The sequence below is a fragment of the Clostridium sp. AM49-4BH genome (genome assembly GCF_003478335.1).
In the GTDB taxonomy this organism is placed as follows: domain Bacteria; phylum Bacillota; class Clostridia; order Lachnospirales; family Lachnospiraceae; genus Butyribacter.
The window spans coordinates 35,066-58,640 of the sequence record NZ_QUFB01000010.1; the positions used below are offsets into that span (position 1 = coordinate 35,066).

At 43.1% G+C, this 23,575-nt stretch carries 23 protein-coding genes, 1 pseudogene and 1 riboswitch; of the genes and pseudogenes, 6 read left to right on the plus strand and 18 right to left on the minus strand.

All coding sequences use genetic code 11. The features are described 5' to 3' along the window. Positions 1–6 precede the first annotated feature (6 nt). From DW981_RS04485 to DW981_RS04495, 3 genes are all read right to left on the minus strand, one after another. Entirely contained in the window at positions 7–942 is a 936-nt protein-coding gene (locus DW981_RS04485) for an alpha/beta hydrolase (protein ID WP_118506921.1), read from the minus strand. A gap of 100 nt (positions 943–1,042) precedes the next feature. After that, the gene (locus tag DW981_RS04490; protein WP_118506922.1) at positions 1,043–1,717 is read right to left on the minus strand and encodes a DUF6320 domain-containing protein; all 675 of its coding nucleotides are present in this window, start codon (positions 1,715–1,717) and stop codon (positions 1,043–1,045) included. After that, positions 1,710–3,101, minus strand: a complete 1,392-nt coding sequence (locus DW981_RS04495) for a hypothetical protein (RefSeq protein WP_022025485.1) — start codon at positions 3,099–3,101, stop codon at positions 1,710–1,712. Before DW981_RS04495 ends, DW981_RS04490 begins: the two co-directional genes overlap by 8 nt. A gap of 58 nt (positions 3,102–3,159) precedes the next feature. Between DW981_RS04495 and DW981_RS04500 the strand changes: the two are divergent. Further along, positions 3,160–3,933: pseudogene (locus DW981_RS04500) on the plus strand (peptidoglycan-binding domain-containing protein); the annotation flags it as partial. On the opposite strand, the gene DW981_RS04505 reads toward DW981_RS04500, so the two are convergent. After that, positions 3,934–5,202, minus strand: a complete 1,269-nt coding sequence (locus DW981_RS04505) for a M18 family aminopeptidase (RefSeq protein WP_118506923.1) — start codon at positions 5,200–5,202, stop codon at positions 3,934–3,936. 262 nt (positions 5,203–5,464) lie between these two features. Between DW981_RS04505 and DW981_RS04510 the strand changes: the two genes are divergently transcribed. Then, positions 5,465–7,906, plus strand: coding sequence for a glycosyl transferase (locus DW981_RS04510; protein ID WP_118506924.1), 2,442 nt, complete (start codon positions 5,465–5,467; stop codon positions 7,904–7,906). A 234-nt stretch (positions 7,907–8,140) separates the two neighbouring features. On the opposite strand, the gene DW981_RS04515 is transcribed toward DW981_RS04510, so the two are convergent. From DW981_RS04515 to DW981_RS04530, 4 genes are read right to left on the minus strand one after another with little or no spacing between them, the layout of a single operon-like run. Continuing rightward, entirely contained in the window at positions 8,141–8,662 is a 522-nt protein-coding gene (locus tag DW981_RS04515; protein ID WP_022024494.1) for a dihydrofolate reductase, read from the minus strand. Between the two features lie 2 nt (positions 8,663–8,664). Further along, positions 8,665–9,927 carry a GTPase HflX gene (hflX, locus tag DW981_RS04520; protein ID WP_118506925.1) on the minus strand — a complete coding sequence of 421 codons (1,263 nt, stop codon included), beginning with the start codon at positions 9,925–9,927 and terminating at the stop codon, positions 8,665–8,667. A 24-nt stretch (positions 9,928–9,951) separates the two neighbouring features. Continuing rightward, positions 9,952–11,154, minus strand: coding sequence for a tetratricopeptide repeat protein (locus DW981_RS04525; RefSeq protein WP_182434135.1), 1,203 nt, complete (start codon positions 11,152–11,154; stop codon positions 9,952–9,954). A 38-nt stretch (positions 11,155–11,192) separates the two neighbouring features. Continuing rightward, entirely contained in the window at positions 11,193–12,881 is a 1,689-nt protein-coding gene (locus DW981_RS04530) for an EAL domain-containing response regulator (protein WP_118506927.1), read from the minus strand. Positions 12,882–13,065: 184 nt separating this feature from the next. On the opposite strand from DW981_RS04530, the gene DW981_RS04535 reads away from it, so the two are divergent. Further along, positions 13,066–13,446 (plus strand): metal-dependent transcriptional regulator, encoded by a 381-nt coding sequence (locus DW981_RS04535; protein WP_022024490.1) that lies wholly within the window; start codon positions 13,066–13,068, stop codon positions 13,444–13,446. Positions 13,447–13,537: 91 nt separating this feature from the next. On the opposite strand, the gene trxA is transcribed toward DW981_RS04535, so the two are convergent. Next, complete coding sequence (trxA, locus tag DW981_RS04540; RefSeq protein WP_022024489.1) at positions 13,538–13,852, minus strand: thioredoxin; 315 nt, start codon at positions 13,850–13,852, stop codon at positions 13,538–13,540. Positions 13,853–14,035: 183 nt separating this feature from the next. Here trxA and DW981_RS04545 point away from each other — a divergent pair, with 183 nt between their 5' ends. After that, the gene (locus DW981_RS04545; RefSeq protein ID WP_118506928.1) at positions 14,036–14,854 is read left to right on the plus strand and encodes an NAD(P)-dependent oxidoreductase; all 819 of its coding nucleotides are present in this window, start codon (positions 14,036–14,038) and stop codon (positions 14,852–14,854) included. Between the two features lie 13 nt (positions 14,855–14,867). Continuing rightward, entirely contained in the window at positions 14,868–15,452 is a 585-nt protein-coding gene (locus DW981_RS04550; RefSeq protein WP_022024487.1) for a dipicolinate synthase subunit B, read from the plus strand. A gap of 3 nt (positions 15,453–15,455) precedes the next feature. Here the strand turns inward: DW981_RS04550 and DW981_RS04555 are convergent, their stop codons facing one another. Then, a complete protein-coding gene (locus DW981_RS04555; RefSeq protein WP_118506929.1) occupies positions 15,456–16,271 on the minus strand; it encodes a cell wall hydrolase in 816 nt (271 codons plus the stop codon). 292 nt (positions 16,272–16,563) lie between these two features. On the opposite strand from DW981_RS04555, the gene DW981_RS04560 reads away from it, so the two are divergent. After that, positions 16,564–17,361 (plus strand): hypothetical protein, encoded by a 798-nt coding sequence (locus tag DW981_RS04560; protein ID WP_022024485.1) that lies wholly within the window; start codon positions 16,564–16,566, stop codon positions 17,359–17,361. A gap of 10 nt (positions 17,362–17,371) precedes the next feature. Here the strand turns inward: DW981_RS04560 and DW981_RS04565 are convergent, their stop codons facing one another. The 8 genes from DW981_RS04565 to dapB form a co-directional block, all read right to left on the minus strand. Next, on the minus strand, positions 17,372–17,869 hold the full coding sequence (locus DW981_RS04565; protein WP_022024484.1) for a YqeG family HAD IIIA-type phosphatase: 498 nt from the start codon (positions 17,867–17,869) through the stop codon (positions 17,372–17,374). A 32-nt stretch (positions 17,870–17,901) separates the two neighbouring features. Beyond that, on the minus strand, positions 17,902–18,363 hold the full coding sequence (gene ribE, locus DW981_RS04570) for a 6,7-dimethyl-8-ribityllumazine synthase (protein WP_022024483.1): 462 nt from the start codon (positions 18,361–18,363) through the stop codon (positions 17,902–17,904). Between the two features lie 27 nt (positions 18,364–18,390). Further along, a complete protein-coding gene (locus DW981_RS04575; protein ID WP_022024482.1) occupies positions 18,391–19,599 on the minus strand; it encodes a bifunctional 3,4-dihydroxy-2-butanone-4-phosphate synthase/GTP cyclohydrolase II in 1,209 nt (402 codons plus the stop codon). Positions 19,600–19,629: 30 nt separating this feature from the next. After that, on the minus strand, positions 19,630–20,283 hold the full coding sequence (locus tag DW981_RS04580) for a riboflavin synthase (RefSeq protein WP_022024481.1): 654 nt from the start codon (positions 20,281–20,283) through the stop codon (positions 19,630–19,632). Further along, positions 20,268–21,404, minus strand: coding sequence for a bifunctional diaminohydroxyphosphoribosylaminopyrimidine deaminase/5-amino-6-(5-phosphoribosylamino)uracil reductase RibD (gene ribD, locus DW981_RS04585; RefSeq protein ID WP_022024480.1), 1,137 nt, complete (start codon positions 21,402–21,404; stop codon positions 20,268–20,270). Before ribD ends, DW981_RS04580 begins: the two co-directional genes overlap by 16 nt. An 83-nt stretch (positions 21,405–21,487) precedes the next feature. Next, positions 21,488–21,627, minus strand: a riboswitch (FMN riboswitch). 32 nt (positions 21,628–21,659) lie between these two features. After that, the gene (locus tag DW981_RS04590; protein WP_118506930.1) at positions 21,660–22,289 is read right to left on the minus strand and encodes an epoxyqueuosine reductase QueH; all 630 of its coding nucleotides are present in this window, start codon (positions 22,287–22,289) and stop codon (positions 21,660–21,662) included. A gap of 18 nt (positions 22,290–22,307) precedes the next feature. Then, on the minus strand, positions 22,308–22,766 hold the full coding sequence (locus DW981_RS04595) for a CvpA family protein (protein ID WP_022024478.1): 459 nt from the start codon (positions 22,764–22,766) through the stop codon (positions 22,308–22,310). Positions 22,767–22,798: 32 nt separating this feature from the next. Then, the gene (gene dapB, locus DW981_RS04600) at positions 22,799–23,554 is read right to left on the minus strand and encodes a 4-hydroxy-tetrahydrodipicolinate reductase (protein ID WP_022024477.1); all 756 of its coding nucleotides are present in this window, start codon (positions 23,552–23,554) and stop codon (positions 22,799–22,801) included. Between the last annotated feature and the right edge of the window lie 21 nt (positions 23,555–23,575).

Sequence of the window (23,575 nt, forward strand, 5' to 3'; positions counted from 1 at the left end):
TACAGTCTATTCATCACTTTCTGCACGCATTCCCTCTAAAAACTTTTGTACTTCCTCCCACGCCGTTGCCGATTCCGGTATTTGTGACAATCCCATCTGAAATACATGAAACATTCCGGCATAGCACTGTGCCGTTGCCCGACCACCGCATTGCTGTACCTTCTGTGCAGCGCACTCGCCATCACTTCGCAGCATTTCAATCTCACCTACCTGTATCAACATAGGCGGCAGGCCGGAAAAATCCCCAAACAACGGCGACAGATATGGATCTTTCGGATCATGATCATCTCGATAATCTCCTCGATAGATCATACTTTCTTTCGTCCCGCCAAACATCGGATCTTTGTCATAATTGTCCGTGTAGGAACCCCCGGACGCTGTCATGTCCAACCAGGGGGACATCAATACAAGCTTGGCCGGCATTGGTCTGTCATGTTCACGCAGCCACATGCAGAGTGCTACCGCAAGACCACCTCCCGCAGAATCGCCCGCTACAAAGATTTGATCTCCCGTATAACCCATATCCAAAATCATTTCATAAGATGCAATGGCATCTAGCAGCGCCGATGGATGAGTATGTTCCGGTGCCACCCGGTAATCCGTACTAAACACCTTCATTCCACCGCACATCATTGCATATTTATAAGCAAAACTTCGATAAATATTGCGCAATGGATTCACATATCCCCCACCGTGCAATTGGAGCAATGCGTATTTGCCGGGAATCGGAGGCTGCACCACCTCAATCGTGCAATTTGCAAGCTTTTTCCGTTCCCAAAGCACATCCTCCGGCTTACGCCATAACGGTTCCTTATCAACCAGATGCCGCTGCAACTCTCCCATCTTGATCTTCGGTCCGATCAAACGGTTTCCTGCCGCCAGCCGAATACATTCTTTTACTAACTTTGCCTGAAACTCTGCTCTTGCACACGCTACCTCCATATACTTTATCCCCATCCGGGAATCATAATCTTTCCACTTTAACCGTAAATTGTCACTGCTTTATCCTAACACCACCCATACGCAGATCGTTTCGCATCCTTTATATATAAAAACGCCTTCGCAGCTCACTCTTCGCCTTGCGGGAACCGGCAAGTACCGCAACACCAAACAACACAAGGGTAACTAACAGTACGATCCAAGCAAGCAGCGGATTTCCTTCTTTGGCAAAAATACCAATGCAAAGATTGATCACTGCTAACGCAATAGCATACACCTGTGTCGTCAGATAACTCGTCCAATTAGTGCGATTAATCAGCATTCCTCCACCCAAAAACAGATCCAGCACTAATATGCTGCATGACATACCATACTGTACTGACCAGCCATGAAAACCAAGCCCTGCATCTAATGAGAGCAAAAATAAAATCGTTGCAAATGTCTGAATAAACAGCTTGCGAATATGGCTTTTATTCCATGCTGTAAGATAGTGCATCGAAAAAATTCCATACGCAAAAACCACTGCTGTCACAAAAGACCAGCGATGTCCCGCATCCAAATAATAATTCAACACAAAGAGTAACACCTGTATTAAGATCAAAGCAAACGTAAAGGACCATACGATACGCTTTGCCATACGCGTTTTGTGGAATATTGCCGGATACATATTAACCAATACATTGTCAGATTCTTTGGTCAACACCCGGCCACAAAACAAACAGGTTTTTGCATTATCCGCAATCCTAAGACGACAATTTTTACATATTCGATCACTCATAATACACCCCATTACTTTCTATCGTAACTTCAATACCATCTTCAACTAATTTCCGGAAAAATCGTCGCTGTATCGATACATCACGCAGCGTTGAACTGAAATTTAACACTAATTCATCCCGATAAGAACAAAGCAGCGCTTTAATATGCTGTCCTGTTGACATAGCGATCATTCCATGAAATTTTTCTATGAAAGGCTCGTATTCTTTCTGTACCTGAAAGGCTCCAATATTCGTAAGCGTACTCGTATTCGCTCTAGCCGAAGAACGATATACAAAACGCATAGCAAGCACTTTAATAAACATTGGAACTGAGCGCAGAAAAATGTTTTTCTGATTGGACACATTATAGGAAAACAATTCTTCCAAATGTTCTTTTGTGATCTGCTCACGCAGACTCATTGTCACCAATTCCAAAATCCTGTCAAATGATTCCCCGGTCCGATCGGCTGCATATACCGCACTGACCATGACGAAAAAATTTCTCGTTGTTACAGACTCAAAATACGGTCTCAAATTCACAGGAACCGCTACCGCGATCGGACGGCTTGACGGGCTCTCCTTAAGATACTCCTTGTATATGCTGTAAATAAATACAGCCGTCATATATTCATTGATACTGACGTCCCTCTGATGACAAACCTGTTTCACTGCAGAAAGAGACATACTTCCATGGATCACACCAAGTTCTCCGGTCGGAAGATGTTCTCCCTTAACCTCTACGGCACGTGCTGTTTTATAACCCTTGTTATGACTTTTCTTATAATTTTTGACATAGCTGTCCTCCGTGCTTAAAGACGTCAGATCCGATAAACCTTTCTGTCCGCCGAAGTCCGTCTCAGGATGTGCCAATCGCAAATAACAATACGTTAATTCCCGCAAAAAATTAACGGCTCCCATACCATCTGCCAACACATGAAATACCTCCAAATTAATGCGGTTGCGATAATAACTCACTCGAAACAAATAGCCGTTATTTTCATAGGGTTCAATATAACTGCAAGGATATTTATCCTCTAATTCCACCAATGGCGGTGCCTTATAATTTGTCTCAAAATAATTCCAAAACAATCCTTTGCGCATACGTACCCGAAAGGTATCAAACACCGGAAGTACTTCATCCAGTGCCTGCTGCAATAAATCCCGTTCAACATGATCCGACAGCGTCACGCTGATCCGATACACGTTAGTCATATTCTGCGTTGCAATAGCCGGAAAAAGGTTGGCGGTATTATCAAGTCGTTCCCAGGCGGCTACTTCTCTTTTTTTGCGCCGGCTGACATTTTGCTGTTTTTCAAGCTGTTGTCTGTTTTTACGCCGTTTTTTCCGCTTCCTTTTCTCCTGCTTCCACCGCTCTTTGCCACGATTACGATCGCGTTCACTCATACTGTTACTCCTTACCTGTAAGACGCCGGGTAACGAAAGCTGTCTTCGAACTCCATCCCCCGAATATATAATCGTCCATGATGGACCACCATCGGACTCCCGCGCCAAAAACTATTATGTCAAATATAAAGATTATATAAAAAATGTTGCCTCCAGTGAAATCTATGCCACTTGGCCGGAGGAAACACTGATTGCTAATATTCTTGCCATTCAGTCCATTACGCTCAACCGCGTATATACCGAATGGTACCGCAATAAAAACTATGATTTTACGATCACATCCTCTACTGCCTATGATCAAAAATGGATCTCCGGACGCAATATTTATGCTTCCATATCACAAACTGTAGATTCCATTTTTTCCAATTATCTGGCACGGCCTAATATTACACAGCCGATCTTTACACAATACTGTGACGGACGTCAAGTATCCTGTCCTAACTGGATGCGGCAGTGGGAATCCAAAACGCTTGGTGACCGCGGCTACTCTGCCATCGAAATACTACGCTATTTCTACGGTAATTCCATGTACATCGCTTCCTCAGAGGAAATTTCCGGAGTGCCATCTTCCTGGCCGGGCTCAGATCTGACGATCGGCAGCAGCGGTCAAAAAGTACGCCAGCTGCAGCAACAGCTTAACACGATCGCCGGTGCTTACCCACTGATCCCAAAACTTGCTGTAGATGGTATTTACGGAAAAAAGACAGCGGAAGCAGTCAAAACCTTTCAACAGATCTTTAACCTTCCGGCAACAGGCGTAACTGACTATCCGACCTGGTATAAAATCAGCGAGATTTATGTTGGCGTAAGCCGTATTGCTGAACTGATGTGATCAGTCAACTCCATAAAAATGCTCACAAAGACGGATCAACGCATCCAAATCTTTTGTTCCGGCTGTCTCCATTGCCGAATGCATCGCCCACTGTGCCAGCCCAATATCCACTGATGGTATCGACACATGCGCCGTTGAGATATTTCCTAACGTGGAACCACCGGCAATATCCGAACGGTTATGGTACGATTGACAAGGCACACCCGCTCCTTTGCACAGCGTACGCAAATATCCTGACGTCATGGCATCGGATGTATACTTTTGACCACCGTGAAATTTAAGCACGATCCCACCATTAAGCAAAGGCTGATTGGTGGGGTCCGCTTTGCTTTCATAATTCGGATGGATCCCATGCGCATTATCTGCAGAGATCAAAAAACTGTTGGTGATCATTCGCCTCTTACCACCATCGGAGATTCCGATTGCTTCTGTGATCCAGGTAATCACATCCTCCAAAAAAGTAGAATCTGCTCCTTGTCTCGTCCCGCTTCCCACTTCCTCATTATGGAAAACCGCCGCCATCGCTATCTTATTGTGAACACGTGAGGAAAGCAGTCCTTGTATAACACCATAAGCGCATTGTTGATCATCCAGTCTCGGTGCCAATATCCATTCTCCGTCTCTGCCAACAAAGTGTCCCTTTTCACGGACATATAAATACAATTCCTGCCCTACGATCTGGCCTGGCTGTACTCCGGCTGCACCGGCTGCCAATTCACGGATCCCGGCACCATCTTCCTGCGCATAAACCGGAAGCATATCCTCTTGCACATTAAACGTCTTGCCGGCATTTACGTTGCGGTCCATATGAATTGCCAAACTCGGTATAACAAGCAGATCACGGTCAATCGAAACCAATCTGCTCTCTATCCCATGTTCTCCGGCAACTGCTACTCGTCCGGCAATTGAAAGTGCACGATCAAACCAACTGGAGAGTATCATTCCACCATATTTTTCTACATTTAATGTTATATAATATTTCTTCTTAATCTCCGGGTGCTCTTTGATCAAAAAAGCCGGCGAATCACTGTGGGCTGCCGCAATATGAAATCCAACCGGCTCTTGTTCCGGCATTCGCCAAGCGATCAGTGATGCATCGTTACGTATTGTATAATAAGCCTTGCCATACTCTATATTCATTGGCTTATTCTCCGGAAGATATACAAAGCCTGCCGCATCTAACTGTCGGCGCATATTGTATACAACGTGAAATGCACTTGGACTCTGCTCTATAAAGGTTAATAATTTCTCTGCATTCTCATTACTCATATGGATCACCCTGCCCTTTCCGGTATTCTTACTGCGAATCCTATACCACCAGCTAATATCTGCCTATTATTATACCCATTTTTAATAGATAACGCAATTCCCTGCATCGACATCCACCATATTATATGCATTCCGCAAAGCTAGATTTTTTCGGTTCGAAAATCTTTAAGCTTACAAATAAATTTTCTTGATTTCCGCCCCCATATACGATATACTTTTATCTGAATACAAATGTATGCCTGCGGGCGGAATGGAGGATAATATGAAATTTGGTTTTTTTGACGATCCGAATAAGGAATATGTCATCACTACACCGAAAACACCGCTTCCTTGGATCAATTATCTTGGAAGTAACAACTTCTTTTCTTTAATTTCCAATACTTGCGGTGGTTATAGTTTTTATAAGGACGCTAAACTTCTTCGTTTAACGCGTTATCGTTACAATAACATCCCGAACGATGAAGGCGGCCGTTATTATTACATTAAAGATGGTAATACAGTTTGGAACCCTGGCTGGCAGCCTGTAAAGGCAGAGTTGGACTCTTATGAATGTCGTCACGGTATGGGTTACAGCCGTTTCACTTCCGTTAAAAACGGTTTAAAGGCATCTTTGCTTGCTTTTGTACCTGTCAATGATAACTGTGAGGTTAATCAGCTTACTCTGACCAACGAAAGCAACGAGAAAAAATCATTCTCTGTATTTTCATATATTGAGTTTTGTCTCTGGAATGCCATGGATGATATGACAAACTATCAGCGTAACTTAAATATCGGTGAAGTTGAAGTCATTCATTCTACAATCTATCACAAAACAGAGTACCGTGAGCGTCGTAACCACTTTGCAGTTTATTCTGTAAACTGTCCGGTAGACGGCTTTGATACAAGCCGCGATGAATTTTTAGGTGCTTACCGTGGAGTTACGGATCCTCAGGTTGTTGCCGAGGGCAAATCTCATAACTCTGTTGCCAGCGGATGGTATCCGATCGGATCTCATCAGATTAATATTACTTTGGAGCCGGGTGAGTCTAAAAGCCTTATCTTCGTACTGGGCTACTGTGAGAATCCGGAAGACCAGAAGTTTACTGCACCAAACGTTATCAATAAGAAACCTGCTGATGAATTATTGGCAAAATATCAGACAGATGCACAGGTAGATGCCGCTCTTGCTGAATTGAAAGAGAATTGGGAAAATCTGTTATCTAAATTTACCGTAAGATCTGATGAAGAAAAACTTGATCGCATGGTAAATATCTGGAACCAGTATCAGTGTATGGTTACCTTTAACATGTCACGTTCCGCTTCTTACTACGAGTCCGGTATCGGTCGTGGTATGGGATTCCGTGATTCCTGTCAGGATCTGCTCGGTTTCGTTCATCTGATCCCTGAGCGCGCAAGAGAAAGAATCATTGATATTGCTTCTACGCAGTTTGAAGACGGAAGCGCTTATCATCAGTATCAGCCACTTACCAAAAAAGGTAATGCAGACATCGGATCCGGCTTTAACGATGATCCTTTGTGGCTGATCGCAGGTACTTCAGCATATATCCGCGAGACAGGCGATACTTCTATCTTAGAAGAAATGGTACCGTTTGATAATGATGAATCCAAGGCAGTTCCGTTAATGGAGCATTTGAAGAGATCTTTCGATTACATTGTGAATCACAAAGGACCTCATAATCTTCCACTCATCGGACGCGCCGACTGGAATGACTGCCTCAACTTAAACTGCTTCTCTGAGCATCCGGGTGAATCTTTCCAGACCTTTGGTCCTAGTGAAGGTCCGGTTGCTGAGTCCGTATTTATCGGTGGAATGTTTGTAAAATATGGTAAAGAATATGCTGATCTGTGTGCTTACACAGGTAATCAGGCTGAAGCTGACCGTGCGCTTGCTGAAGTTGAAGCAATGAACAAAGCAGTGTTAGCAGACGGCTGGGACGGCGAATGGTTTGTCCGTGCTTATGATGCACAGAGCAACAAAGTCGGTTCCAAAGAATGCGAAGAAGGTCAGATCTACATTGAGCCTCAGGGCTTCTGCGTTCTCGCCGGTATCGGTGTTGAGACAGGTGAAGCTAAGAAAGCATTGGATTCTGTAAAAGAAAAACTGGATACAAAGTACGGTATTGTATTGTTACAGCCGCCTTACACCAAATACCATGTAGAACTTGGAGAAATCTCCTCTTATCCACCTGGATATAAAGAGAATGCAGGTATCTTCTGCCACAATAACCCTTGGGTATCTTGTGCTGAGACTGTTATCGGTCGTGGTAACCGTGCTTTCGAGATCTACAAAAAGACTTGTCCTGCTTATATCGAGGATATCAGCGAGATCCATTGCACAGAGCCATATGTATACTCTCAGATGATCGCCGGTAAAGATGCGCACTTCTTCGGACAGGCTAAGAACAGCTGGCTTACAGGTACCGCTGCCTGGACATTTGTAAATGTTTCTCAGTATATCTTAGGTGTTGTTCCAACTCTCAATGGTTTGAGCGTTGATCCTTGTATTCCATCCGAGATGGGAACCTCTTTCACTATGACACGTAAGTATCGTGAAGGTGTGTATAACATCAAGGTTGAAAACCCAAATAAGGTTGAAAAAGGCGTTGCCAAGATCGTTGTAGACGGCAAAGAATATACAGGAACCACTGTTATCCCTTATGAGAAGGGCAAAACCTCATACGATGTAACTATCGTAATGGGCTGATCAATGGTCATCCTCTAATAAGATGATAGCACCAAAAAACAGACAGTGACGGAAACGTTGCTGTCTGTCATAAAAGTTCTATTATCCTTTCATGAAAAATAGCACAGATTGGTATCAACTTCCAAAAATTCAACTTGGAAGGGCACCTCATATCTGTGCTATTTTTAGATTTAAAATAATAATAATTTAACACTCTATTTTTATATTTATACGCTGATCATTACTATCGAATTCTTATTGTATACGTTGATAGGTGATAAATTCATATATCACATTTTGCTGTGGATCTTTTTGCAGAAAAGACTGCTCGCAGATTTCCCAATCCTGGCTTTCATCTAAATTCGGGAAATAAGCATCTGCCTCATATTGACGATGCACTTTTGTAATATAAGCTGTATCACAATACGGAAGCAGCAGACGATATACTTCTTCCCCACCAATTACATAGACTTCCTGACCCGGATACTGTTTCACATACTGTTTGAGTTCCTGCAGGCTATGTAATACCTGCGCACCTTCAAAACAATACGTCTCATCCGTAGAAAGAACTATATTGGTGCGATCAGGCAACGCCCGTGCACCCGGAAGTCCCTCCATTGTTTTTCTGCCTCCAACAACAATCTTTCCGATCGTATGCGCCTTAAATGCTTTTTTATCAGCCGGGATATCAACCAACAATTGTCCCTGTCTGCCAATTCCCCAATGGTCATCTACACATGCGATCAACTTCCAGTCATATCTATACTCTACATCCATGTCTATTGATCATCCTCACCATCTGCACTTTGAAACAGATAGGCATACTCTCTTGGTACATATGCTTTTACTTTGGTGCCATCATTTTCATAACTTTCTTCCAACACCTGGCCATATTTACGCAACAAATTGATCTGAGAACCATCTGTATAAGGAATTATTTTGTCGATAAGTACCTGACCGGCTTTCAACAATTCGCTCAACGCATCTAACATTTCCTCCACACCTTCTCCCGAACGTGCTGAAATGCGAACTGTTCGGTCTGCACGCAGATCTTTGAGCACCTGCTCTCCCTCTAAACGATCAATCTTATTAAATGCAGTGACGATCTGTTTATCGCCAATTTCCAGCTTACGAAGTGTTTCATACACTGTATGCATCTGCATATCCAGATCCGGATTCGAGCAATCTACGACATGCAAAATAATATCTGCGTATTTTGCCTCTTCCAATGTACTTCGAAATGCTCGGATCAAATGATGTGGTAATTTGCGAATAAACCCAACCGTATCCGTAAAAAGCATTTCTTCACCGTCTTCACGAACAAGTTTGCGGGTAGTTGGATCCAGTGTCGCAAACAACTGATCCTCCGACAAAACACCTGCTCCGGTCAAATAATTGAGTAACGTTGATTTTCCTGCGTTGGTATATCCTACGATTGCAACAACCGGTGTAGGATTCTCCTGCCTCTTCTTACGAGTCAACTCTCTGGTACGTTTCACCTGCTCCAATTCACGTTTCACAAGCGTAATACGTTCCTTGATCAGACGCCGATCCATCTCCAGTTTCTGCTCACCGGGACCTCTCGTACCAATTCCTCCACCCAGACGGGATAATTCGCTGCGTCCTCCTACCAAATGCGAAGCACGGTACCTAAGCTGTGCTAATTCTACCTGTAACTTTCCCTCGCTGGTCGATGCTCTTTTGGCAAAAATATCAAGTATCATAACCGTTCGGTCAATGACCTTGATCTCCAATGCATCCTGAAGATTGTGATATTGTGCCGGAGATAACTCATCATCACATACTACTGCATCTGCATCCAGAGAGATCGCCAGATTCTTAATCTCCTCTATTTTTCCTTTACCCACATACGTTCCGGCATGTACTTTTTCTCTATTCTGTATTACTTTAGCAACAGTCACCGCACCCGCCGTCTGTCCCAATTCTTCCAACTCATCCAGAGATTGTTCGGTATCGTCTCCATCCGCCGTCGCAACAGCGACCAAAATAATGCGTTCTTTCTGCTCTTCGGTCTCAAACATTACTATCTAACCAAACCTTTCTCTTTACCTTTGTTTTTTCTTACTATGATTTCCGATACGAGTTGCTATAAACTTTGCTTCCTTCGCCATTTCTTTATCATATGGATAGGTTTGTAAATATTCTGCCGCCAATTCTTTAGCCTGTCTCATTTTGCCCATTCGCTCCAACAGAATCACACGATTACGAAGCAGATTCTGATAAGCCATCGTCACACCAAGATCAAGTCCCTGTTCCAAATAATCTTCTGCCTGTCCATAATCCCGTAACTCAATATAACAGCCCGCAAGCTCGCTATACACTTCCGGCAGAGCGCATACTGCTCCGTTCTGTGCTTTCAAATATTTGGTGTACTTCTTAATTGCATTCTCAAAATCACCACGTATCCGCAAGACCTTACCTTGATAAAATAACGCATCGGTGCTTTTTTCTTTTTCGGCATCGCTCAATATATCCTCTGCATCTGCAAGCTTATCCAGACAAATATAAGCTCGTCCGATCTGCGTTTTGGCTTCTGCATCTGCGCCATGTATTGATACCAATTTTTCAAGCACATCTTTCGCATCGCTTTCCCTACCGGCATCGTTGTAAACATTATAGCATCCAAAATACGCCTCATAACATTTCTCATCAACTGAAATTGCTTTCAAAAAGTCTTCAGCAGCAGAATCATACTTACCCATACTCTGTTTGATCTGACCACGCAGAACAAGACCATCCGCATCCTTTACATTTTCTTTTATAAGCTGGTCTAAGGCACCAAGTGCACCTAATGAATCTCCGGAAGCCCACTGCGCCATTGCTAATGTCGCATAAATATCACCATTTAGTACCTTACTTTCTGATATCTCTAATGCTTTATCACATTGTTTCTTTGCCTTATCATATTCATGAATACCATAATAGGCAAGCGCCTCTCCATAATATAAACGCTTATTATTTTGTCTGGAAATTTTATTATCAACCTTCTGATACGCTTTTTCAAACTGCTTTATCGCCTTTTTATAGCTTCCCAGATGATTTAATGTCATTCCATAATCGATATAATACTCTGCTTTGTCTTTGTTTTCTGCAATGGCTTCTTTGAAGGAAGCTGCTGCCTTTTCATAACTACCGTTCTCTGCCAAAGCCACAGCCTGCTTATAGGCTTTCTGTGCCTTGCCACAACCGGCAAGCAAAACCATTGTTCCACATAATATCCCCATCAAAGCCCACTTCTTTACTCTCATGCCAACCTCCATTGTCTTGCTCTGATCATTATCTATTATTATCCTAATGCCTGCTCCTCATCACGAAACAGCATCTTTTCATATTCCTCTGCAGGCATCGGTTTTGCATAATAATACCCCTGCACATATTCACAGCCGATATTCTTCAAGAAACGCACCTGGCTTTCCTTTTCAACGCCTTCCGCAATAACCGGCATCTCAAGCACCTTTGCCATATTTACTACAGAAGCCAGTATATTCTCACCTCTGCCCGGTATCTCAGTATCCGACATAAATTTCATGTCAATCTTTAAAACATCTACTGCAATATCTTTCAAAACATTTAATGACGAATAGCCACTGCCAAAATCATCCATCAATATTGTAAATCCACGTTTCTGTAAATCTTTCATCGCCTCGCGGATCATATATGGATTGGATGTATAAGCACTCTCCGTCAATTCCAGTTGAAATAATTCCGGCGGAATATTATAAGTTGCAACCAGATCACTGATCACTTCCACTAATTTCGGATTGTATACACTGACACGTGATACATTTACAGAAATCGGCATCGGATCATACCCTTTGTCCAGCCAGCTACGCAACAATTTACACGCATGCTCCCACACATAAAAATCCAGTTTCATAATAAATCCGTTCCGCTCAAAGATTGGAATAAACTCTCCCGGAGAGATCATCTTTTGATCGGACGCCTTCCAGCGTACTAATACCTCAGCTCCGGCAAATTTGCCCTCCTGTATATCATATTTTGGCTGCAAAAACAGAACAAACTTCTCTTCCTGCAATGCAGACCGAGTCATATTTACAATACGCTGTTCCTGAATAAGATCCTGACTCATTTCATCCTGATAAAAGGCATAGTTCTGAATATAACTTCCTTTGCAGATCTTTGTTGCAAGCTTAGCATTATCATACATATCATTGACTTCCATCTTTAGATCTTTGATCAAATAAAACCCAAACACCGGAATCATTTCAAATTCCGGAATGATCTCACGGATCTCCTTGCGGAAACGATATGATAACTCTGACAGCTCACTCTCCTTTTCATACGACATGCAGATTGCAAATACATCTGCGCGCATACGCCCATAGGTCACATGATTCTTAGATGCAACAAATTGTCGTATCTTATCAGCCACCTCACAAAGAAATTCATCACCCTGGTGAATGCCAAAAAAGGAATTGACCAAATTAAATTTGGCAATGTCGAGCCTTATCATTGCATACTGCTCCTCAGGAAACGCATCTAACATTTCTCTCGTTGCTTTTTGGAAATAATCTCGTCCATACAATCCGGTCAACGAATCAAAAGCCTCAACATGCTGTAACTTACGCAAAATCTGTGCACGACTTCTCTCGATCGCATTGTGCAGTCGAAAATGAATGATTCGCTCATTGTACGGCTTGCGGATGAAATCCCAGGCACCAAGCTCCAAACTATGTGTCTCACATTCTATATTATCATCTCCGGTAGAAACAATGACCGGAATATTCTGCAGTATCGCATCACTGCAATATTCTTCCAAAAAGGAAAACCCATTCATATCCGGCATCACCAGATCTAAAACAATAGCTGCATATTTATGTGGCTGTGCTTTCAGCATTTGAAGTGCCTGCTTACCGTCCGAAGCTGTCTCCACTTCATACTCTGCCTCCAATATCTTGACAAGAAGCTTCCGATTTACTTCCTCGTCGTCTACCACCAATACATAATCATTCATTTTGTGCTACCTCCGCATCTCTATAGGCCCCATATATGCCTTTAACCTTTATTTTAACATATTTTCATCTGCCTGTCTCTTCATTTTTCATAAAAATGAGATTTTTTTCCACAACAGACGTTTGTCATTTTTTTCATAATATGCTAAAATAATATATAATCATGAACAACGGAAGGGGAAGAATATGGCTGGAGCATACAAATCAAACGAATCCTTAGAAAACTATTTGGAGACAATCTTAGTGTTAAGCCGAAAATTACCTGTTGTCCGCTCGGTTGATATTGCCAACGAACTCAACTTTAAGAAGCCGAGTGTCAGCGTTGCAATGAAAAATCTTCGTGAGAAACAGTATATCACTGTCACTGACTCCGGTTTTATTTATTTGACCGATAGCGGCAAACAGATTGCTGAAATGATTTATGAGCGGCACGAATTTTTGATGAAATTTTTAGTTTCTTTGGGCGTGTCGGAAAGTGTTGCATCCGAAGATGCATGTCGTATTGAACATGTGATCAGTAAAGAAAGTTTTGCTGCACTAAAGACTCACATTACACAGCAACACTAGTACATAATATATAAAAGAGTATTTTCTTATACCCTAAAAAGAAGCCATACAGGAAATAACCTGTATGGCTTCTTGTGTATACGGGAATAAATTACGCCTTATACTTTTTGATCATATCCATAAGATCTTTCTTGGACTGTAATCCGGTCAGCTTTTCCTGAACTTCTCCATCCCGAAAGAGGATCAAAAACGGGATTGCGACAACTTTATACGATTGCGCAAGTCCCATATTCGCATCGACATCCACCTTACAAACTTTAACATCCGGGCATTCTTCATCAATCTCCGCTAGGATCGGAGCGATCATCTGGCAGGGTCCACACCACTGCGCCCAAAAATCCACCAAAACTAAGCCCTTCTGCTTAATAACTTCCTCTTCAAATGTATCTATTGTTGCATGTATCATTTCTAAACCTCCATTCCTTATCGATGTACTCTCGGTATCTTCGGCTTAAGCATAACCGAAAATTTGTGTTTGGTCAAGGGAACCCATATTGTGTTTCCTGCATAAACTACAGTATCCCACTTTATGAGAATTTTACTCACAAAGATTTGGAGAAATTTATGATCCGGGAAGAGAGGATTATTTATGTATGAAATTTGCGAGCTGATCCGATACGGCGACGATGAACGCCAGTTAGCACTAGAACAATTATTTGCAAAAGCGGGTGTCAAAACATGTAGTCAGGCAGTATCTGCTTCAAAAAGCACCACAAGCAGATCGTATCTGCATTCTTGTGGACAGTCTTCTTCCCTGCAGACAATACTGCTTCCTGTGCCATGTGACGAAAAAACGCTGCAACAGGCATATGAGGAGGCACCTGCAGGTTCTCTGATTTTAGGTGGTAATCTTCCTGCTGCATTTGTAAAATGCTGTCAGGAACGCGGTCTGCATATCTATGACTATATGAAATCCTCTGCCGTAGCAATATGGAATGCTGTTGCAACCGCTGAAGGTGCCATCTGCGAAGCAATCCGCCACTCTCCCTATAACTTGTATCAGCACACCTGTCTTGTCATGGGTTACGGACGCTGCGGAAAGGTGTTGGCAGATCGTCTGACAAACCTCGGTGCCACAGTGATCATCTCTGCCAGATCTTCTGAAAAAACAGCCTGTGCAGAAGTCTCACACTGTCTTAATCTAACCGAGTCAACAGATCTTTCAACCTGCCAATGGTTATTTAACACTGTGCCTGCTCCCATTGTCGGCAAAAGTCTTATCGACCGACTTCCTGACACTGCCGTGATCATAGATCTTGCCAGTGCACCGGGCGGCTGCGATCTCACATATTGCGCTCAAAAAGGATTGGATGCCGCATTATATCCCGGTCTGCCGGCAAAATACGCCCCAAAAAGTTCTGCTGAGATTATTTTTCAGCATTTAAATGATATATTTGTAATCGGATAGAAAGGAAATAGACATGAACGAAACAATTTCCATCGGATTTGCTATTACCGGCTCATTTTGCACCTTTGCAAAAACATTAACATTATTAAGCGAACTTGTAAAACAAGGCTATGAAGTGCAGCCTATCTTTTCCAATCATACGAGCCATTTAGACAACCGTTTTACTGCAGCTGAAACCTTTTGTAAAAAAGTAGAACGCATTACCGGAAATACCGGAATATATACAATTCAAGACGCAGAACCAATCGGGCCAAAAGCCCCTTTTGATGCACTGGTCATCGCCCCATGTACCGGCAACACAATGGCAAAATTAGTGAATGGTATCACAGATACTCCGGTACTGATGGCAGCAAAAGCACATCTTCGCAATGAAAAACCGCTGGTCATCTCCATTTCCAGCAACGATAATATGGGAATGAATTTCAGGAATCTTGGAATGCTGTACAATGCTAAAAACGTATATTTTGTTCCATTTGGACAGGATGATCATCATAAAAAGCCTTGCTCCTTAGTAGCTCATGTATCCCTTATCCCCGAAACGATCGAAGCGGCTTTGCATGGCAGACAATTACAGCCTGTACTCCGATCCCCATTTTGAGTGCTATTTATAAAATTCATGGCATCCATGTCTCTTCACTTTAGTCAGACACCGATCAAACCAAGAAGCATTACCACTGTCAGCTAAAGCTCTCTCCATAAAGTACAATGCGCCCTGCGAGGTATCCTGTCCCTGCAGGGCCCTTCTTACTGCTTTTTTTGTTCCGCTTGACACATGTACCGAATAATAACTGCCATTGCTGACCGGCGAAAATTGATATCTGCTTCCACTATGTGCAAAGACTACTTCCTTGATCGTGGATGGAAACTGTTTTCCTAACACACGATTCAAAATGACATTCGCAACAAGTGCTCTCCCCTCTAGATCCTCTCCTCCAGCCTCTGCCTCAACAATACGCTGTAAAATACGTTCAGACTCTGTACCGATCACTCTTCCGCATTTTTCTTCAATGGCAAGACGTCGGTTTTTTTCGTCTCTTTTTTGTTTCTGTTTGGCGCGACGGATCCGTGCTCTTCTAGCACGCTTCCTCTGCTCCTGTTTTCGTTTCTGTCGTTCTTTACGCATCCTCTCCTGCTCTAATTTCTGCTGTCTGATACGCTGCTTTTGCTTTTCTTCCTGTTTTTTTTGCTGCCACTGATCATGTACTCGTGCAATTGTTTCAGACACATATGCTCCCTCTGCCTGTCCGCCTCTCACATAACTGCTTAGCCCGGCAAGCTCCATGTCTTCTTCTATTCGATACTGAGCGGTTTGATGTCTGGCATCGACAATATGACCTTGCGGAAGTATCGATTCCATTGCCAACATCGTCGTCAGCATCCCGATCTGTGCCACCTTCCATCTCATGTCTTTTTTCATGCAAATCCTCCAAACAAATCATTGAATAACAACTCAAACTTCCCACACCTCAAATCCACCGCACCCACATATTGCTTATTATGTCAACGACTATATGGGAAGATTGAGAAATAATTAATAATGTTACAAAACTATTACAGAGTATATGAAATAAATGGAATTTTATACCTGATACCATTCAACATATCTGGCATTTCCTGTCGAAATATGCTACATTATAGCTAATCCGTACAAAGATATAAAACGTTTTATATTGAATATAGCTAAGCATAGAAAGGAGCGTGTGATCTGTATGAAAAAAGGAGTATTTGCTGCTGTAAAAAAGGACGGAAGCGTATACTATCGCGCCTCTATTACATTTCGATGCAAACATATCAGTCTGGGCAGCTTTACCTCAGAATCTGAGGCACACGGTGCGTACCAATCTGCCGATAAGCTGTTATCTGCAACAGTACCGATCACACCAGAAGATTATCAGGAAACACAATTTCCTTTGCTCCCTTTTTCAAAATGGATCAGCTTATTGAATTTTAAGAATAATGGGATCTATATTAAAACACCGATCTATTTGCGAAAAAAATATTTTCAATATTATTTGAGTTCTGAAGAAACGCTGCTCTTTGATGTTGATGACCTGTTTTTTTATTCCAACCATGCGATCATGAAACGCGGCGGTCATCTGTTCGTTGCTGAATATGGTATGCAGACCAATATCCGTTCTCGTTATGGCATCCGTGCCTATGCAAGAAAAGATATCGATTTTACATTTGTAAATGGCAATGAAAATGACTATCGATATTCTAACCTCAATGTATTAAATCCATATCACGGAGTAACGATCGTTCATGATAATGGGCATACGGAATATATAGCCAAACTGCATCTGAATGGCAATTATCTGATCGGACGTTTTCCATCCCTGATCGAAGCTGCAATCGCTTATAATAAAGCGGTCGATTTTGCCTGTATGCACGGTTGTACTAAACAGTTCCCACAAAACTATATCGATTCCCTCTCTTCCAAAGAGTATCTGGCATATTACAAAAAAATAACGCTGCCAGATCGTCTGCTTTCCTACAGATTTTCCTGACAGCGTCTAATTAAGATCTCTTTTTGTGGTAACGTCTAAGTACAAACCATTCCAGTTTTCTTTTTAAAACGATCTGTATTTCCTCATGCTTTGCGATCGGATGCACTAAGACGGCATATACGCCGGCACGTTTTGCTCCCCAGATGTCTGTAAATATCTGATCTCCTACAAACATGGTATTGGAAGCAGTGGTACCCATATGCTCCATCCCCTGCACATATCCTTTGGCAGAAGGCTTATCTGCTTTATATACATACTTCGCACCTAACGTATCTGCTAAAGGTTTCACTCGCGGCTCTTTGTTATTTGAAATAATGCAAACCTCAAATCCAATCTTACGAAGCTTTTCAAAGAGCGCAATTGCTTCGATCGTCACCGGCTGATCATGTTCCACCAGTGTATTATCGACATCGAATAAAATACCACGAAATCCCTTTTGATAATAGCTCTCATAGGGAATCTCATAAGATGAACGGTATTCTTCATCCGGATATAAATTCTGAAACATCGCTAATCGGCCTATTTAAGGGCCACTCCTTTCTAAAGCTGTCTTGTAAGGTTGATCATTTCGATCGCACCAAGCGCACAGTCATATCCTTTGTTACCCGCTTTAGTACCGGCACGCTCAATCGCCTGCTCAATATTATCTGTCGTTACAACACCAAACATAACCGGAATCTGCGCCTCTAAGCTGACTGCTGCAATTCCTTTCGATACTTCAGCACAAACATAATCATAATGACTGGTTGCGCCACGTATAACTGCACCAAGACAGATTACTGCATCATATTTGCCGGACAATGCCATTTTCTTTGCAACTAACGGAATTTCAAATGCTCCAGGTACCCACGCAAGAGTAATATCATCGTCATTGACACCATGTCGAACCAAGCCATCCCTTGCACCACTGATCAATTTTGACACGATAAATTCATTGAAACGAGCTCCTACAATACCAATTTTTAATCCTTCTGCTACTACTTTTCCTTCTACTGTTTTCATGCTTATACCTTACCTTTCTTCCATTATTTATTTAAGATGCAGCAAATGCCCCATCTTTTCTTTCTTTGTCTGTAAATAGAACCGATCGTATTCTCCCGGTTCCATTTCAATCGGAACACGTTCTACGATCTCTAACTGATAACCTGCCAAACCATATACTTTAGCCGGGTTATTCGTGAGAAGACGCAGCTCATGGATTCCCAGATCCACCAAAATCTGTGTTCCTATCGTATAATCCCTGGCGTCCTCCGGGAAGCCCAGTTCCAAATTGGCCTCGACCGTATCTCTTCCATGATCCTGCAATTCATAGGCACGGATCTTATTAATAAGACCAATACCTCGTCCCTCCTGACGCATATATAGCAAAACGCCTCGTCCCTCTTTGGCGATCATCTTCATCGCTGCGTCATATTGCTGGCCGCAATCACAACGTGCAGATCCCAGTGCATCACCGGTCAGGCACTCCGAATGCACTCGACATAACACCGGTTTCCCATCAGTAATATCTCCCTTTACCAACGCAACATGATGCTCACCATTCAATTTATTGACATATCCATATATCGTAAAATCACCATATCGGGTCGGCATTTTTGCCTTTGCCACACACTCTACCAATACTTCATGTTCCTTACGGTACTGCACCAGATCTGCAATTCGACCAAACTTCAATGAATGTTTCTTTGCAAATTCGACCAGATCCGGCGTACGTGCCATCGTGCCATCCTCTTTCATAATCTCGCAACACAGACCAACCGGCTGCAATCCTGCAATACGCATCAGATCAACGGTTGCCTCCGTATGCCCGTTACGCTCTAAAACGCCGCCTTTTTTGGCTTGCAGCGGGAACATATGTCCCGGCATACGAAAATCGCCCGGTTTTGCATCCGGATCTACCGTTTTCATCGCCGTAATAGAACGTTCATAGGCAGAAATGCCCGTTGTCGTATCTTTATGGTCAATAGACACCGTAAATGCCGTACAATGATTATCCGTATTGACCTCACACATCTGTCGCAGGCCAAGTTTCTTCGTGTAACTCTCATCCATTGGCATACAGATCAAGCCTTTAGCATAGCTTGCCATAAAATTCACATTTTCTAAGGTGGCATGCTCTGCTGCGCAGATCACATCCCCCTCGTTCTCGCGATCTTCATCATCGATCATAACGACGATCTTACCATCGCGCAGATCTTCCAAAATCTCATCAATCGTATTAAACTGAAACTCACTCATTGTTTGCACCTAACCTTTCTGTCAATTATATCACGCAAATCCATGTTCTGCCAAAAATGCCAGATCCACACTTTGACATGACGTTTCTGCCGGCTTCTCAAATGTCAGAAAACGTTCCACGTATTTGCCTACAATATCATTTTCCAAATTAACCGGATCTCCCACTTTTTTTGAAAGTAATGTTGTCTCCTCTCCGGTATGTGGTATTAACGAGACCGAAAAACTACTATCTGTCACTTTCGCAACCGTCAAACTGATCCCATCAATAGCAATAGACCCCTTCTCGACAATATAACGCAACAGCTGTGGCGGTGTTTCCACTTCGACCCACACAGCATTGTCTTCTCGTTGCATTGATACGATCTCTCCGGTCCCATCAATATGACCGGACACAATGTGTCCGCCAAATCTGCCATCGGCCGCCATTGCGCGTTCCAGATTGACCGCAGCACCTTTTCCCAACACCCCGAGAGAACTTCTGCGCAAAGTTTCTGCCATAACATCTGCTGTAAAACTACGTTCCTGCATTCCTGTCACAGTCAAACAGATCCCGTTAACTGCAATGCTGTCTCCGATCTTAGTCCCCTCCAATACTTTGGAGGCTTGGATCGACAACACCGCAGATGCACTTCCTTTACGAATTGCTGCGATCTGACCGATTTCTTCTACTATTCCGGTGAACATATTTTCCGTTCCCCCTTGTCTTTCTCATATTCAATCAAGATATCTTCGCCAAGTTCTGTCACATGACTACGCTTAAATTGCCAAGCCTGTGCCGGGGACTGCACGCCTTCACCGCGTACCGGTGTGTATCTGCCACTGCCCCCAAAGATTTTAGGCGCCATATAAACAAGTACATGATCCACAATGCCCGCCTGCAAAGCACCGGCATGTAAGGTACTTCCACCCTCGATCAACAGACCGTCTATTCCCCGTTCACCAAGCTCCTTGCATAATGCGTTCAGATCTATTCCTTCCATGTTCTCTCCATCAGCCTGTGGCACAACGATCAATTCTGCCCCTTTCTCTCGAAGTTTTGTCGCCTTTTCGCTTTCCATACACTCAGAAAGTGTTGCGATCCAAACCGGTGCTTCATCGATCGTCTGAAGAAGATTACAATCAAGGTGTGTTCTCAAATAGCTGTCGCATACGATGCGTACCGGATTCCTGCCACCCGGCATACGGCAGGTAAGCTTGGGATCATCCTGCAGCACAGTCTGTACACCAACCATAATACCGGAAAGAGCATTTCTAACCTTTGCCACATGTGCCCTCGCCATTTCTCCGGTAACCCATTTACTTTCTCCACTATCACAGGCGATTTTCCCATCCATTGTCATGGCATACTTCATGACGACATATGGTGTCTTACTCGTAATATAGTGAAAAAATACAGGGTTTAAGGCATCACATTCCTCTTTTAGCACGTGAGTCTCTACCTCTATACCTGCTTCTCTGAGTATCCGAATCCCCTTGCCTGCCACTAATGCATTCGGATCATCTGAACCGACATAGACCTTACGGATACCATGTTCAATGATCGCCTGTGTACACGGCGGCTGCTTTCCCTGATGACAGCAAGGTTCCAACGTCACATACATTTCTGCACCAATAGCTTCTGCAGGATCCTTAAGCTTAGAAAAAGCACTTCGCTCCGCATGCAGATCGCCATACCGTGCATGATACCCTTCCGCAATGATATGGTCATCCTTCACGATAACAGCGCCCACCAGCGGATTGGGATTCACTCTCCCAAGTCCACGTTTAGCTAACTCGATCGCACGACGCATATATTCCTGTCTCATAGTCGTCCCTCATTTCCTTTCATCCTATAATAAAAAAGTCCCAGTATATGTTACCAGGACTTTTATAACGCATCAATGATATCTCATGTCTTCTCTCATCCAGACTATACTGTCGGCTTTGGATTCTCACCAAATCATGCTTGCGCCTTAGCGCAGGCTCGCGGGCTTACTGCTGTCACAGAATACCGCCGGTAGGGAATTGCACCCCGCCCCGAAAACAAATTCATTATAGTAGTTCTTTCTATTCTTGTCAACCTAGGATTCTCTATCTTCCATCTTCTGTCTGCTATATACACAGCCACAAAAATTCTGTCGATACAGATCATATTCTTTACTCAGACGGATCGACTCTAAATAACCGCCCTTTTTCTTAAAATCAGACAGCAGATAACGGACACCATATTCCTCCTGCAGACGCAGACCGATCTCATTCAGCTTCTGTGCATTCTTATGCGGACTGACCGATAACGTCGTCGTGAAATAATCATATCCTCCCTGTGCGGCTGCAATTGCCGCCTCTCGCTGTCTTAATTCATAACAGCGAAAGCAGCGCTCTCCGCCCTCCGGTATATCTTCCATCCCTTTCGCCATCTCAAAAAAACGCTCCGGATCGTATACCCCCTCTTCAAAACAGATCGGATAACGTACCGGCAGCTCGCGTATCAGACGCATTTGCTCCTGCACGCGTTTTTGATATTCTTCTTTCGGTGAAATGTTCGGATTATAATAGTACAGCGTAATGCGGAAATAAGATGCCAGATATGACAGCACGTAGCTGCTGCACGGTGCGCAGCAACTATGCAATAGCAGTGTCGGAACCTCTCCTTTTGCCGTAATCTCCGCTAAAATCTGATCCAATTCACGTTGATAATTTATTTTATTCATTACACTTTACCGCTCCCGTCATCTCTTCAAAAAGCCTTTAATGAACATTGTCTTTTGAACTGCCTCTTTCGTCCAACCCATTCCATCCAATGTACTCTGCGGAACGATATCAAAAAAGAGATTGATCACAAAATATAGCACAATGAACGCTACAACAAATCCAACCACTGCTCCGCCAAATTTATCCAGGGTTCCGACAACCGGAAGTTTATCTACAAGCCGAAGCACCTGCACCAAATAACGACAAATAATAGACAACACAATAAATGCCACTACAAAAACAATCTCTCTGCCTAATCCGACATAGGATGCCAACACTGCAGCGATCACGTAGGAGCCGATCACAGCCACGATCTGTCCCAGTTTCACAACAAGCCCGGTTGCTAAACCGCTAAGTACTGCAACGAGCAAAATGATGGCAGTCAATATGTCCAGCCCTGATAATAAACTATGTAATATCAATATTTTTTCCGACATAGAACTCCTCCTATCATTGCCTGTCTACATAATTATAACAGTACATCTGACATGTCGTACAATCCTGCAGCTTTTCCTTTCAGATATTTTGCAGCCGTAATGGAACCTTTCGCAAATACGGCACGTGAATATGCCGTATGCTTAAATGTGATCACTTCATCTGTCCCCGCAAAGATCACCTCATGCTCTCCAACGATCGTTCCACCACGAACAGCTGAGATTCCAAGCTCTTTCTTGTCACGCTTCTGGCGAACCTGAGAACGGTCATATATATACTCGTAGCGATCGTCCATCGCCTCATTAATAGAATCTGCTAACGCCAACGCCGTTCCGGACGGTGCATCTAACTTCTGATTATGGTGTTTCTCAACGATCTCCACATCAAATCCATCTCCCGCCAGCTTAACGGCAGCTTCCTTTAATAACTTCATTAACAGATTGATGCCCAAAGACATATTGGCAGATTTTAATACTGCAACCTTTTCACTTGCTTTTTTCAAATAATCCATCTGCTCCTCAGATAATCCGGTCGAACATTCGATGATCGGGATCTGCTTGTCCACCGCATAATCCATACGACTCTCAAAATCAGTAGCAGATGTAAAGTCAATGATCGCATCGGCTTCTACATCACAGTCTGCCAATTTAGTATACACAGGATAACCATTGTCTCTATTGTCAACAATATCAATTCCTGCAACGATCGTACATTCATCATCCTGTTTGACCATATCTGTGATCATCTGTCCCATTCTTCCGTTGCATCCTAACATAATAATTTTTGTCATAATAGTCCTCCATTTCTTTCT

What these genes read in the sequence shown, in the direction of transcription:
- ribE (WP_022024483.1), bottom strand. Translation starts at nt 18,363, where the DNA reads ATGAAAACAGTAGAAGGAAAAGTAGTAGCAGAAGGATTAAAAATTGGT.
- DW981_RS04490 (WP_118506922.1), bottom strand. Translation starts at nt 1,717, where the DNA reads ATGAGTGATCGAATATGTAAAAATTGTCGTCTTAGGATTGCGGATAAT.
- DW981_RS04530 (WP_118506927.1), bottom strand. Translation starts at nt 12,881, where the DNA reads ATGAATGATTATGTATTGGTGGTAGACGACGAGGAAGTAAATCGGAAG.
- DW981_RS04505 (WP_118506923.1), bottom strand. Translation starts at nt 5,202, where the DNA reads ATGAGTAATGAGAATGCAGAGAAATTATTAACCTTTATAGAGCAGAGT.
- DW981_RS04495 (WP_022025485.1), bottom strand. Translation starts at nt 3,101, where the DNA reads ATGAGTGAACGCGATCGTAATCGTGGCAAAGAGCGGTGGAAGCAGGAG.
- hflX (WP_118506925.1), bottom strand. Translation starts at nt 9,927, where the DNA reads ATGTTTGAGACCGAAGAGCAGAAAGAACGCATTATTTTGGTCGCTGTT.
- DW981_RS04525 (WP_182434135.1), bottom strand. Translation starts at nt 11,154, where the DNA reads ATGAGAGTAAAGAAGTGGGCTTTGATGGGGATATTATGTGGAACAATG.
- DW981_RS04485 (WP_118506921.1), bottom strand. Translation starts at nt 942, where the DNA reads ATGGAGGTAGCGTGTGCAAGAGCAGAGTTTCAGGCAAAGTTAGTAAAA.
- DW981_RS04535 (WP_022024490.1), top strand. Translation starts at nt 13,066, where the DNA reads ATGGCTGGAGCATACAAATCAAACGAATCCTTAGAAAACTATTTGGAG.
- DW981_RS04580 (WP_022024481.1), bottom strand. Translation starts at nt 20,283, where the DNA reads ATGTTCACCGGAATAGTAGAAGAAATCGGTCAGATCGCAGCAATTCGT.
- DW981_RS04560 (WP_022024485.1), top strand. Translation starts at nt 16,564, where the DNA reads ATGAAAAAAGGAGTATTTGCTGCTGTAAAAAAGGACGGAAGCGTATAC.
- DW981_RS04550 (WP_022024487.1), top strand. Translation starts at nt 14,868, where the DNA reads ATGAACGAAACAATTTCCATCGGATTTGCTATTACCGGCTCATTTTGC.
- ribD (WP_022024480.1), bottom strand. Translation starts at nt 21,404, where the DNA reads ATGAGACAGGAATATATGCGTCGTGCGATCGAGTTAGCTAAACGTGGA.
- trxA (WP_022024489.1), bottom strand. Translation starts at nt 13,852, where the DNA reads ATGATACATGCAACAATAGATACATTTGAAGAGGAAGTTATTAAGCAG.
- DW981_RS04555 (WP_118506929.1), bottom strand. Translation starts at nt 16,271, where the DNA reads ATGAAAAAAGACATGAGATGGAAGGTGGCACAGATCGGGATGCTGACG.
- DW981_RS04565 (WP_022024484.1), bottom strand. Translation starts at nt 17,869, where the DNA reads ATGTTTCAGAATTTATATCCGGATGAAGAATACCGTTCATCTTATGAG.
- DW981_RS04510 (WP_118506924.1), top strand. Translation starts at nt 5,465, where the DNA reads ATGAAATTTGGTTTTTTTGACGATCCGAATAAGGAATATGTCATCACT.
- dapB (WP_022024477.1), bottom strand. Translation starts at nt 23,554, where the DNA reads ATGACAAAAATTATTATGTTAGGATGCAACGGAAGAATGGGACAGATG.
- DW981_RS04545 (WP_118506928.1), top strand. Translation starts at nt 14,036, where the DNA reads ATGTATGAAATTTGCGAGCTGATCCGATACGGCGACGATGAACGCCAG.
- DW981_RS04595 (WP_022024478.1), bottom strand. Translation starts at nt 22,766, where the DNA reads ATGTCGGAAAAAATATTGATATTACATAGTTTATTATCAGGGCTGGAC.
- DW981_RS04590 (WP_118506930.1), bottom strand. Translation starts at nt 22,289, where the DNA reads ATGAATAAAATAAATTATCAACGTGAATTGGATCAGATTTTAGCGGAG.
- DW981_RS04575 (WP_022024482.1), bottom strand. Translation starts at nt 19,599, where the DNA reads ATGAGTGAGTTTCAGTTTAATACGATTGATGAGATTTTGGAAGATCTG.
- DW981_RS04515 (WP_022024494.1), bottom strand. Translation starts at nt 8,662, where the DNA reads ATGGATGTAGAGTATAGATATGACTGGAAGTTGATCGCATGTGTAGAT.